Raw genomic sequence first — 11,427 nt, 5'->3', positions numbered from 1 at the left:
ACACGATAGGAGACCCGGTCAAAGAGTTGCTGGGTTTGGTGCCGACAGCGCGGCGGGTCGGGCCGCAAGTGCGACCGCGAGGGTCAGCGCGCCTGCGATGACGAACGCCACCCGCACGCTGAACATGTCGGCCGCGCCGCCCAACAACGCCGCGGCGAACGGGCGCGACCCGAGGAAGCCGACCAGCCACAGCGCCATGATGCGGCCCCGCAGTTCTTCGGGTGCCCGCTCTTGCACGACGGTGCTCAGGCCGGTCATCGCCCAACCGAAGCCCAGCCCCGCGACCGCGAAACCGGCCAGCGCCAAGGGCGTGACGGTACCCAGGGCGAGCAGTCCGCAGCCCGCCACGAGCAGCCACAGCCCGATCGCCGACACCCGGGCGGCCGCCAGCCGTCCACGCATCGACGCCAGTGCCACCATGCCGACCGCCGCGCCGATGCCGAACGCCGCCGACAGCGCACCCACCAGGTGAGCACCGCCGCCGAGCTCCTCGGCCATCGACGGGGTGAGCGTGATCGACGGATCGGAGGCGAACCCGACCGTCGCCACGGCCAGCAGGGCCAGCAGCAGCGGGCGGTCCCGCCAGACGTATGCCACGGCCGCGCGAACGCGGTAGTCCCGGTGCGGGCTGCGCTCCGGTCGGGCCGGGAAGGTGACCAGCAGCAGGAAGATCGCGAACACCATGTGCAGGCCCGCGCTGATCGCGAAGCCGGGCGCCGCACCGAGACGGGCGGCCAGTAGGGCGCCGATGGCCGGACCCAGGATGCGGCCGATGGTCATCGGAATGCTGTTGAGCGCCATCGCCGTCGCCAGCTCGCCGTCGCGGATCAGGCTCGGGACGATCGACTGCATGGCCGGGCCGCCGATGACGAACCCGAAGCCGACCAGGGTGGAGCCGACCAGCACGGGTACCGCCGCTGCTGTGCCCTGCAGGTCGGGGGATAGGCCCAGCCACAGTGCGGTCGAGCCCGAGCCGATGATGCACAACACCCGGCCCCACAGGATCTGGCGGGCCGGGTCGCCGATGTCGGCCCACTTGCCGCTGGTCGGGCTCAGGATGAGCTGGGGCAGGAACTGTGCGACACCGACCATGCCCACCATCACCGCCGAACCGGTGGCGTCGAAGATCACGATGGCCGCGACGATGCCGTGCGTCCACACCGCGACGACGGAGAATATCTTGCCCCAGAACAGGGCTCCGAATACCGGGTCGAACATCAATCGGAGGGCGCCGCGCGGCTGCGGGCGGGCAGTGGTCTCGGCTGTCACGAGCTGACCCCCCGCTCGAAATCGGTGACCAGCTGCTCCAGCAGGCCGACGAGGGTGTCGACGTCGGACTCCGGCCATTCGGCCACGGTCTCGGCGACCATTTCCCGGCGCCGTTCGGTGACGTCGGCCAGGGCCTTGCGGCCGTCATCGGTCAGGGTGAGGGCGCACCGACGCTGGTCCTCGGCATCGTGGGTCTTGGTGAGCAGGCCGGCGGCGACGACGTTGCCGACGGTGCGGCTGGCGGTGGAGTGCTCGACGGCCATGTACTCGGCAACCTCGCCGACCGAGGCGCTCTGCCCGGCCTTCTCCCGCTGTTCGACGGCGCGGAGCACCCGCAGCGTCGACAGTGACGGGACGCTGCCCGACGCGTCGATCAACCGGCGCCGCCACCCCGGGCGCTGCCGGACGATGTGGATGCGCACCAGAAGCTCATCGAGGTCGGTGTAGCGAGACACTATATATGCATAGCACATACATATATTTCGGCCGGGAAATCGCCACAGCGCTTCATGTGCGAGCGGATGGCCCCGGCGGTGGGGCTGAGGTGGCAGGTGCGACGCGCGAAGCTCGGCTAGCCCACGAATTCCTTTGCCAGGCCGTCGATTCCGGCGCGAATCGCGGTGATGGCCTCGGCGCGGGCCTTGAGCTTGCTGGCCACGTGGGCACCGGTGTTCAAGGTCGCGGCAGCTTCGGCGGCCACCTCCTGGGCCCGGGCGAGCACCGCGTCGGCCTCGACGACCTCATCGAGCCAGCCGCCGGCGATGGCCGCATCACCGGTGAACACCGCAGCCATGGCGATCCCGCGCTGAAAAGCGGCCCGGGTCAAACGCATCCGCATGATCTCGATGGCTGAGATCGGCAGCGTCATCCCGATCTTCACCTCGTTGGCCTGGCACCGTGACGTCACCGCGCCGACCCGGTGATCACCCGAGAGCAGCAGGAACGAGCCCATCGCGATGGCATGGCCGGTCGCGGCCATGATCACCGGCACCGGGAAGCTCAGACACCGCACCGACAACTCGAAGCCGCCGGCGAGCATGCCCAGGGTCGCCGCCGCATCGCCGGACGAGAACACGCTCAGATCGAACCCACCGCTGAACACCTTGGAATTACCGGCCAGCACCACGGCTTTCACCTCGCCGGCCGCCGCACCGGCCGCCGCCTGATCCAGTGCCGCGTTGATCTCGGCCTGCATGGCGGGCGACAGTGCGTTGACCTTGCCGTCGTTCATCGTGATCGTGGCCACGGCATCGTTGAGCTCGTAGCTCACCAGGCTGCTCATCGCACTGATGCTAGCGAGTGGCTCAGGCCCGATGACGCCTGCCTGAGGAAGGCGGCGGCTTGATCAGATCGGTCTCGGGATCGTCGTCGTCGTAATCGTCGTCGTAATCGTCATCGTCACCGCCGGCCTCGTAGCGGTCGCGCCAGCGGGCCCGCACCTCGGCGCCCAGCGCGTTGATGCGGTTGATCTCCGAGCGCAGCGTCTCTTCATCGGTTTCCTTGGCCGCGTACTGGAAATAGCTCAGCACACCGCGCAACAACTCCAGCTTCTGCTTCTCCCGGCGGGCCTGGTCGTGGGTGGTCAGCAATTCCATCCGGTCCACCGGCGGCAGCGTCGCCCAATCCAGCACCGCCGTGTTGCGCAGCTTGCGGCCGCTGGGTTTGCCGGGTGAGCCCGGCTCGTCGTAATAGGTGATCGCCCCGTCGAAACGGGAGGCGATCGATTCGCCGAGTTGTTTACGGTCCAGCGCCGAATCCCACACGATGCGCCACTCCTGTGACGGCGCCAGATAAGGAATCTCGGCGGGCAGGTTCAACGGCACGATGTCGACGAACTTGTCGTCATAAGAGCTTTCGTACTTGCCGACGGTCGGCGGATTCGCGAATTCGAACCGCAACCCGTAGGCCGGCCGCTGACCGTAATTGCGCACGACCAGCTCCACCAGGTGCCAATCGGCCCCGCTCGGTTCCATGAACATCGACACGTTCGGCTGGGTCAGCTCGGCGCGCCGGTCCCTGGCCTTCAGATATTGCCGCCACGCATAGATCAACGCGACGACGACGACGGCAATCGCCACCCACGCTGCGAGCGCAGTCCATGCGCCCGGGTCGAAACTAGCCAACTCACGCCCCCGCTCCGTGACTGAATCGATGATCCCCACCAGGTGGGTATATCACGGACCTTCGATCGGGCGGCGGCTCGGCTCAGCAAACTTCAGCCAAAACCGGCGTTCTCACGAGGCGACGGCGGTGAGAACTTCGCGCTGCACCGGCACCGTCACCGGTGTGTGGACCAGCCGCTCACCGCGTGCCAGCCACTCGGTGTCGGTCCATTCGAAACGCGCAGGCAGTCGCCGCCAATAGTGCGGATGCGAACGCAGATACACCTCGACACTGGCGTGCACCTTGGCGTCCAGCGGCGGCCGACACCGGCCGATCACCGGCGCGGTCCCGGCCAGGGCATCGAGATCGGTGGGGCAGGCGCTGTGATCGTGAACCCGCAGCCCCGCCGAAATGGCTCCGTCCAGCATCCAGTCCAGAGTGATGTCGGCCAGCGGCCAGCACGCCCCGGTGCCGCCGGTGACATCGCTGCGGGTTCCCCGGAACCAGACTTCGTCAAGGCCCTCGCCGTACCGCATCGTCCGGCGACCACCGTCGATCGCCACCGCGTGCCGGCCGGACTCCACCGTCGGCAGCGGACCCATGTTGTGCTTGGTGCCCGGAGTGGTGGTGGCATTCCACAGCCCGACGAACTGCACCGGCACGGCCGGATCGCGTTCACCGAACAGCTGGGCCGCCAGCACCCTGATCTGTCGCCAGTCCTGCGGCGTGCGCGCCGTACGTGGCAGCACATAGGTGGCCAGCGCGTAGTCCAGTACGTCATCGGAATGAGCCGGCAACAGGCCGACCGTGCCGAGCAACGTGGCCAGTTCACCGGCGCGATGCCCACCCTCGCCGCCGCCGAACACGAAGATGCGATCTCCGGGATCCCACGCGTCGCCGAGGAATCGATACGCCTCGGCGATGGCCGCCCGGGCTTCGCCGGCCGAGTCGCCGCGGCGGCCCGGTGTGATCCGTCTGCCCGGCTGCGTGGCCGCGCCGCTGTGATACCAGGTCACCTGATCGGTGTCGTCCAGCAACCGAAAAAGGATCTCGGTATTCGACGCGTCACGGAGTCCGGGATGTTCATCTGAGTGGTCGAAGCACAGCGCGATGTTCTTCACGGCGACCCCCGGCGGGACTGTCAACTACTGCTCAACTGATGATGACCAATACTTTGCCGGGTCCGCGGGCCGGTGTCCTGAGTATTGCACTACTCGAATCGCAGAAAATGGGACGTAATTCCACTTGCAACCGCTTGGGCAACGAAATCCGTGGAAGTGGGACCGCTACGGGGTGGAATTACCCCGTTTCCTGCGCGTCAACTCAGTGGATTCCGCACTTGGTCGAACTGAAACGATCCATCAGCCACCCATCAGCATGTGCCATTGCTCGAGGTTCGACGCCCGGTAAACGTAGTTGCTGCGTTTGACTTCGTCGAGCGAGGCGCTCGGGTCGGTCGAGTACCAGTGCCCGGGGAAGACGGTCGGGTCACCGGGCAGCTTGGCCAACGCCTGCAGGCTGTGGAACATGTCGTCGACGTTGCCGCCGGGAAAGTCGGTGCGCCCGCATCCGTCGAGAAACAGGGTGTCGCCGGCGACCAGTCGGCCGTCCAACAGGAAGCACTGACTGCCCGGGGTGTGGCCGGGGGTGTGCAGTAGCTCGATCTCCACCGCGCCGATCGCGACCTTGTCGCCGTGCACGTGCGAGGTCAACTCACTGGGCGCGATCCCGGTGACCTTCGAGACCCAGTCGGCCTCGTGGGTGTTGACGTGGACCGGCACGCTCTGACGCTCCAGCAGTTCGGCGAGGCCCTTGAGGGAGAAGCCCGCCATCGTGCCGCCGACGTGGTCGGGGTGGTGATGGGTGACCAACACACCGGAGAGGTGCATGTCGTCGGCCTCGAGCACATCGACCAGATCGTTGGCCGCATACGCCGGGTCGACCACGACCGCGTCGCCGGTCTCGCGGTCGCCGATCAGATAGGAGAAGTTGCGCATCTGCTGTGCGATCGGGTCGCCGGCCGCGTAGTCGCGGCCCGACAACAACTGGCGGAAGTACAAGCGGTCTGCAACCTGGGGCTCGGACATGCGCCAAGCCTATTGGCGCCCCGCGGCGGCCTCCGGGCAGGCATCCCCGCAGGTCTAAAAACCGCACGTCATGACGTGTTTGAACCCACACCGACAAAACTCGCATCAGAAATGCGGAATTACTAGCGTCACTGGCATGCACCTCACCCGATTCACCGACCTGGGACTGCGCACCATGATGCTGCTGTCCTCGGGTGAGTCTGTGGACCGGCGCATCACCACCCGCACCATCGCCTCGGGAGCCGATGCGTCCGAGCATCACGTCGCCAAGGCGGTCTCCAAGCTGTCCGAGCTCGGCATGGTGAACGCGCGGCGCGGCCGGGTCGGGGGACTGGTGCTCACCGAGGCCGGGCGTAACGCCTCGATCGGCTGGCTGGTGCGCGAACTCGAAGGGGACCGCGAGGTCATCGAATGCGGCGGGGATTCCCCCTGTCCGCTCATCGCAGCCTGCCGGCTTCGCCGGGTGCTGGCCGACGCAAAGGAGGCGTTCTATCGCGAACTCGACAAATACACCGTCACAGACCTGACGGCCGACGGCCGCCTACCGATTGTTCTGCAACTCACCACCCCTGAAAGGAATCCCCGATGACCGTCATCAGCCCCGAGCCGTCTGCGGTACGCGACGAACTGGAGCCCAAGCACGCCGAAATCGTCTCCGCGACACTGCCTCTCATCGGCGCGCACATCGACGAGATCACCTCGGAGTTCTACCGTCGGCTGTTTGCCAACCACCCCGAGCTGCTGCGCAACCTGTTCAACCGCGGCAACCAGGCTCAGGGGGCCCAGCAGCGCGCACTGGCGGCGTCGATCGCCACGTTCGCCACCCACCTGGTCAACCCCGACCTGCCGCACCCGTCGGCGCTGCTGGCGCGCATCGGTCACAAGCACGCCTCGCTGGGCATCACCGCCGACCAGTACCCGATCGTGCACGACAACCTGTTCGCCGCGATCGTCGAGGTGCTGGGCGCCGACACCGTGACAGCCGACGTAGCCGAGGCCTGGGACCGGGTCTACTGGATCATGGCCGACACCCTGATCGCGCTCGAGCGCGACCTCTACGCCGGCGCCGGGGTGGAACCCGGTGACGTCTTCCGGCGGCTGCGCGTCGTCTCCCGCGTCGACGATCCGTCCGGTGCGGTGCTGGTCACCGTGCGCGCCACCGAGCCCGTCAACTTCGCCGCCGGACAGTACGTCTCCGTCGGAGTGACGCTGCCCGACGGTGCCCGCCAGCTACGCCAGTACAGCCTGGTCGGCGCACCCGGGTCCACCGACCTGACGTTTGCGGTCAAGCCCGTCGACGCTGTCGCGGACCAGCCCGCCGGCGAGGTCTCGTCCTGGATCCGGGCCAACCTGTGCATCGGCGACCTGCTCGACGTCACGCTGCCGTTCGGAGACCTCTACACCGGCGGTCGGCCCGACGGCCCCCTGGTCCTGGTGTCCGCGGGCATCGGGATCACCCCGATGGTCGGCATCCTGGAGTTCGTGGCCGCCGAGGCGCCCGACACCCGCGTACAGGTTCTGCATGCCGACCGCAGTGACAGCGGCCAGCCGCTGCGGGAGCGTCAGCACGAGTTGATCGACGCGCTGCCCAACGCGAGCCTCGAGCTCTGGTACGAGGACGGTGTCACCGGCGGTGCCCCCGGCGTGCACGCCGGACTGCTCAAGCTCGACGGGCTCGAACTGCCCGCCGACGCCGCGTACTACCTGTGCGGTGGGGCCGGTTTCGTCGAGGCGGTCCGCACCCAGCTGAGTGACCGCGGAATCGCCCACGAGCGGGTGCACTGCGAGCTGTTCGCACCCAACGATTGGCTCCTGGACTAGCCGACCAGGCAAAACACCTCCCCGGCGGCCGCGCTGACCTGCGGTTTGGTGCGGCTGCCGGGGAGGTTGTACCCTCTTTAAGGCCCCGCACCCAGCAAGTCGCAGGGCCTGAAGTTGGTAGGCCCCCTTAGCTCAGTCGGTAGAGCGTTTCCATGGTAAGGAAAAGGTCAACGGTTCGATTCCGTTAGGGGGCTCGGTGGACGAGCAGGCGGTGCGCCGACTCGCATCATCGGGGCGGTGTAGCTCAGCTGGTTAGAGCGCACGACTCATAATCGTGAGGTCGGGGGATCGAGTCCCCCCACCGCTACAGGAACATCAACAGCAGAGCGTGATTTTGAGCAGGGAGAACTGACGTGGCGTCGAGTACCGACGTACGGCCGAAGATCACTTTGGCGTGCGAGGTGTGCAAGCACCGCAACTACATCACCAAGAAGAACCGCCGCAACGATCCCGACCGGCTCGAGATCAAGAAGTTCTGCCCCAATTGCGGCACCCACCAGCCGCACAAAGAGTCGCGATAGCCCAACGCTCGTGGCTCTATCGTCGAACATCGTCGGGATGCACTACCGGCATCCTGAGCATTATGAGGTCGGACGCGAGAAGATTCGCGAGCATGCGATCGCGGTCAAGAACGACGATGCGTTCTACCACGACGAGGCTGCAGCCGCCGAGCTCGGCCACGATTCGCTGCCGGCGCCGCTCACCTTTATCTGCATCTTCGGGTACCAGGCGCAGTGGGCGTTCTTCGAGTGGGCAAACATCGGCATCCAGGACGCACAGATCGTCCAGGTCGATCAGGAGCTCAAGTTCTTCAAGCCGGTCAAAGCCGGTGACAAGCTCTACTGCGACGTGTACGTCCACTCCGTGCGCAAGGCGCACGGCACCGACATCATCGTGACCAAGAACATCATCACCGACGACAAAGGTGACGTGGTCCAGGAGGCCTACACGACCCTGGCCGGGCGTGCGGGCGACGGAGAAGAGGGTTTTAACTGATGGCGCTGCGCGAGTTCAGTTCGGTAAAGGTCGGTGACACGCTTCCGGAGCGGGTGATCCCGCTGACCCGTGGAGATCTGGTCAACTACGCCGGCGTCTCCGGCGACCTCAACCCCATCCACTGGGACGACGAGATCGCCAAGCAGGTCGGCCTCGACACCGCGATCGCCCACGGCATGCTGACCATGGGCCTCGGCGGCGGCTACGTCACCGCCTGGGTCGGCGACCCGGCCGCGGTCACCGAGTACAACGTCCGCTTCACCGCGGTGGTGCCGGTCCCCAACGACGGAGTGGGCGCCGAAATCGTCTTCAACGGACGGGTCAAGTCCGTGGATCCCGAGCAGAACCTCGTCACCGTCGCCATCTCGGCCACCGCAGGCGGAAAGAAGATCTTCGGGCGGGCCACAGCGACCGCAAAACTGGCGTAAGGGAGTTCTGGGTCATGGCACTCAAGGCCAACATCATGGGGATGGTTTGGAAATATCCGTACCCCTTCCTGATCGGTCGAGAGCAGATCCGTCAGTACGCCAAGGCCGTCAAGGCCACAGACCCGGCCAGCCACGACGAGGAGGCCGCGGCCGAGCTCGGTCACGATGCGCTGGTCGCTCCGCTGACCTTCGCCTCCACCCTGGCGCTGCTGGTGCAGGAGCACTTCTTCCAGAACGTCGACATCGGCATGGAAACCAAACAGATCGTCCAGGTGGACCAGAAGTTCGTCTACCGCAAGCCGCTCAAGGCCGGCGATCAGCTGCACGCCGTCATGCAGGTCACCTCCGTCGACGAGCGCTTCGGCGCGGACATCGTCGTCACCCACAACATCTGTACCGGTGACGACGGTGAGGTGGTCCTCGAAGCCATCACCACCATGATGGGCCACGACGCCGACGATTCCATCCAGGTCAAGTGGGATCCGGAAACCGGCAAGGTCATGCGGAAGGCTGCCGGGGAGTAGCCGTCGGCACTGGGTGCGATTAGTTTCTGGCGCCCACGCCGGGTACACTCGGCACTCGGGGTTTTTCCCATTTCAGCGCGCTGTCCGTCGGCTTGACCATGAACGGGCCGCGCGCGAATTGTGTAAAGCTCGGCGCAGTACGGTGGCGAAAGCGCCAGTATGTCACCGACAGAGGGGCGTAGCTCAACTGGCAGAGCAGCGGTCTCCAAAACCGCAGGTTGCAGGTTCAAGTCCTGTCGCCCCTGCTCAAACTGAATACTCGACAACATGTGGACACTGGAAGGTGACCGCAACAAACCAGTCCGCTAGACATGAACGGAGCACGCGGTGAGCGACGAGCGTGAAGGTGCCGGCTCCGCAGACGACACCGGAATCGACGCTGGCACCGACGCCGGGGCAATTGACAGCACCCGCGGTCAGACCGCGGTGGCAACCGGGCCGCTGCGCCCGACCGGCAAGCGGACCCGTCGCGTCGCTGGTGACGTCGACAGCGACGTAGCCGACGGTGACGCGTCGAGTGACGATGCCAAGGCCGACGCCGGCACGCCGAAGAAGGCCAAGAAGAAGGCGAAGGCCAAGAACACCGGCCCGTCGCGCAACCCGATCATGTTCGTCGTCAACTATCTGCAGCAGGTCGTAGCAGAACTCCGCAAGGTGATCTGGCCGAACCGCAAGCAGATGGTCAGCTACACCACCGTGGTGCTGGCCTTCCTGGTGTTCATGGTCGCGCTGATCTCCGGCGCCGACCTGGGACTGGCGCGACTGGTGTCGCTGGTCTTCGGCACCTGATCTGGAATTTGAGAGAGGACTGACAACGTGACCACGTTCGACGGCGACGAGACCGTTGCCGAGACCGTTGACGTCGACGGCGTCGAGTCGCACACCGACGAATCGGCTGAGGGCCAAGAGGCCGTAGCTGCCGACTCGGCCGACTCGGTCGACGAGACCGAAGCGGCTCCGGCCGAAGGTACCGACGAGGCGCCTGCAGCCGACGAAGACGAAGACGAAGACCCGGCAGTGGCGCTCAAGAAGGAACTGCGGCTCAAGCCCGGCGACTGGTACGTCATCCACTCCTACGCCGGTTACGAGAACAAGGTGAAAGCCAACCTCGAAACCCGCGTGCAGAACCTGGACGTCGGCGACTACATCTTCCAGGTCGAGGTGCCCACCGAAGAGGTCACCGAGATCAAGAACGGCCAGCGCAAGCAGGTCAACCGCAAGGTGCTGCCGGGCTACATCCTGGTGCGCATGGAGCTCAACGACGAGTCGTGGGGCGCGGTGCGCAACACCCCGGGTGTCACCGGATTCGTCGGCGCCACCTCGCGTCCGTCCCCGCTGTCGCTGAACGATGTGGTGAAGTTCCTGCTGCCGCAGGGTGCAGCGAAAAAGCCCGCCAAGTCCAGCGCCGCCGCGGCCGGTGCCGGCTCCGAGGCCACCCTGGAACGGCCCGAGATCCTGGTCGATTTCGAGGTCGGCGAGTCGGTCACCGTCATGGACGGACCGTTCGCGACGCTGCCCGCCTCCATCAGCGAGGTCAACGCCGAACAGCAGAAGCTCAAGGTGCTGGTCTCCATCTTCGGCCGCGAGACTCCGGTCGAACTGACCTTCAACCAGGTCTCCAAGATTTAGTCGCCACAGCGGCTAGAAACAACGGGCGTTTCACGCCCTTGGATGAGCAAGTAAAGGAACACCAGAAGCATGGCCCCGAAGAAAAAGGTCGCCGGGCTCATCAAGCTGCAGATCCAGGCCGGGCAGGCCAACCCCGCCCCGCCGGTCGGTCCTGCACTTGGCCAGCACGGCGTCAACATCATGGAGTTCTGCAAGGCGTACAACGCCGCGACCGAGTCGCAGCGCGGGAACGTCATCCCCGTGGAGATCACTGTCTACGAGGACCGCAGCTTCACATTCGCGCTGAAGACCCCGCCCGCCGCCAAGCTGCTGCTCAAGGCCGCAGGTGTGCCCAAGGGTTCGGGCGAGCCGCACAAGACCAAGGTCGCCAAGGTGACCTGGGATCAGGTGCGCGAGATCGCTGAGACCAAGAAGGCCGATCTCAACGCCAACGACATCGACGCTGCGTCGAAGATCATCGCCGGCACCGCCCGTTCCATGGGCATCACGGTCGAGTAGCGAAGCGGATCGACCCGACAACAAGGGTCGAGTATCCGTAGCAATACGTGGGAGGGCCCGCTTCGGCCCGCC

The 11,427-nt window shown here is 66.0% G+C and carries 15 protein-coding genes and 3 tRNA genes; 12 read left to right on the top strand and 6 right to left on the bottom strand.

Going from position 1 to position 11,427, the window contains the following annotated elements; all coding sequences use genetic code 11:
* Positions 1–18: 18 nt before the first annotated feature.
* The 6 genes from G6N44_RS12350 to G6N44_RS12325 all read right to left on the bottom strand — a co-directional run bounded on the left by G6N44_RS12350 (position 19) and on the right by G6N44_RS12325 (position 5,459).
* Positions 19–1,269 (bottom strand): MFS transporter, encoded by a 1,251-nt coding sequence (locus G6N44_RS12350; RefSeq protein WP_163664330.1) that lies wholly within the window; start codon positions 1,267–1,269, stop codon positions 19–21.
* Entirely contained in the window at positions 1,266–1,742 is a 477-nt protein-coding gene (locus G6N44_RS12345) for a MarR family winged helix-turn-helix transcriptional regulator (RefSeq protein ID WP_170309393.1), read from the bottom strand. The genes G6N44_RS12350 and G6N44_RS12345 overlap by 4 nt, the downstream gene beginning before the upstream one ends.
* A 98-nt stretch (positions 1,743–1,840) precedes the next feature.
* A complete protein-coding gene (locus tag G6N44_RS12340) occupies positions 1,841–2,551 on the bottom strand; it encodes a crotonase/enoyl-CoA hydratase family protein (RefSeq protein ID WP_163664326.1) in 711 nt (236 codons plus the stop codon).
* 22 nt (positions 2,552–2,573) lie between these two features.
* Entirely contained in the window at positions 2,574–3,431 is an 858-nt protein-coding gene (locus tag G6N44_RS12335; protein WP_163664324.1) for a DUF8453 domain-containing protein, read from the bottom strand.
* 72 nt (positions 3,432–3,503) lie between these two features.
* Entirely contained in the window at positions 3,504–4,493 is a 990-nt protein-coding gene (locus G6N44_RS12330) for a phospholipase effector Tle1 domain-containing protein (protein ID WP_163669867.1), read from the bottom strand.
* Between the two features lie 240 nt (positions 4,494–4,733).
* The gene (locus tag G6N44_RS12325) at positions 4,734–5,459 is read right to left on the bottom strand and encodes an MBL fold metallo-hydrolase (RefSeq protein WP_163664322.1); all 726 of its coding nucleotides are present in this window, start codon (positions 5,457–5,459) and stop codon (positions 4,734–4,736) included.
* 136 nt (positions 5,460–5,595) lie between these two features.
* Between G6N44_RS12325 and G6N44_RS12320 the strand changes: the two genes are divergently transcribed.
* The 12 genes from G6N44_RS12320 (at position 5,596) to rplK (ending at position 11,355) form a co-directional block, all read left to right on the top strand.
* Positions 5,596–6,048, top strand: coding sequence for an RrF2 family transcriptional regulator (locus tag G6N44_RS12320; protein WP_163664320.1), 453 nt, complete (start codon positions 5,596–5,598; stop codon positions 6,046–6,048).
* Positions 6,045–7,280: a globin domain-containing protein gene (locus G6N44_RS12315; RefSeq protein WP_163664318.1), complete on the top strand. Its 1,236-nt coding sequence runs from the start codon at positions 6,045–6,047 to the stop codon at positions 7,278–7,280. Before G6N44_RS12320 ends, G6N44_RS12315 begins: the two co-directional genes overlap by 4 nt.
* A 121-nt stretch (positions 7,281–7,401) precedes the next feature.
* Positions 7,402–7,474 (top strand) — tRNA-Thr (locus G6N44_RS12310).
* Between the two features lie 39 nt (positions 7,475–7,513).
* Positions 7,514–7,587, top strand: a tRNA-Met gene (locus tag G6N44_RS12305).
* A gap of 46 nt (positions 7,588–7,633) precedes the next feature.
* Entirely contained in the window at positions 7,634–7,801 is a 168-nt protein-coding gene (gene rpmG / locus G6N44_RS12300; RefSeq protein ID WP_003881823.1) for a 50S ribosomal protein L33, read from the top strand.
* A gap of 10 nt (positions 7,802–7,811) precedes the next feature.
* A complete protein-coding gene (gene hadA / locus G6N44_RS12295) occupies positions 7,812–8,276 on the top strand; it encodes a (3R)-hydroxyacyl-ACP dehydratase subunit HadA (RefSeq protein WP_163664316.1) in 465 nt (154 codons plus the stop codon).
* Complete coding sequence (hadB, locus tag G6N44_RS12290) at positions 8,276–8,704, top strand: (3R)-hydroxyacyl-ACP dehydratase subunit HadB (RefSeq protein ID WP_163664314.1); 429 nt, start codon at positions 8,276–8,278, stop codon at positions 8,702–8,704. Before hadA ends, hadB begins: the two co-directional genes overlap by 1 nt.
* Positions 8,705–8,718: 14 nt before the next feature.
* Positions 8,719–9,228: a (3R)-hydroxyacyl-ACP dehydratase subunit HadC gene (gene hadC, locus G6N44_RS12285; protein WP_163664311.1), complete on the top strand. Its 510-nt coding sequence runs from the start codon at positions 8,719–8,721 to the stop codon at positions 9,226–9,228.
* A gap of 172 nt (positions 9,229–9,400) precedes the next feature.
* Positions 9,401–9,473: transfer RNA gene (locus tag G6N44_RS12280), tRNA-Trp, on the top strand.
* Positions 9,474–9,555: 82 nt separating this feature from the next.
* Positions 9,556–10,017 carry a preprotein translocase subunit SecE gene (secE, locus tag G6N44_RS12275; RefSeq protein WP_163664309.1) on the top strand — a complete coding sequence of 154 codons (462 nt, stop codon included), beginning with the start codon at positions 9,556–9,558 and terminating at the stop codon, positions 10,015–10,017.
* A 27-nt stretch (positions 10,018–10,044) separates the two neighbouring features.
* A complete protein-coding gene (nusG, locus tag G6N44_RS12270) occupies positions 10,045–10,857 on the top strand; it encodes a transcription termination/antitermination protein NusG (protein WP_163664307.1) in 813 nt (270 codons plus the stop codon).
* 69 nt (positions 10,858–10,926) lie between these two features.
* Positions 10,927–11,355, top strand: coding sequence for a 50S ribosomal protein L11 (gene rplK / locus G6N44_RS12265; protein WP_163664305.1), 429 nt, complete (start codon positions 10,927–10,929; stop codon positions 11,353–11,355).
* Positions 11,356–11,427: the final 72 nt, after the last annotated feature.

The sequence above is a fragment of the Mycolicibacterium alvei genome (assembly GCF_010727325.1).
Taxonomy (GTDB): Bacteria; Actinomycetota; Actinomycetes; order Mycobacteriales; family Mycobacteriaceae; genus Mycobacterium; species Mycobacterium alvei.
Note: the sequence above shows the minus strand (reverse complement) of the source record. Positions and strands in the feature narration are given on the sequence as shown.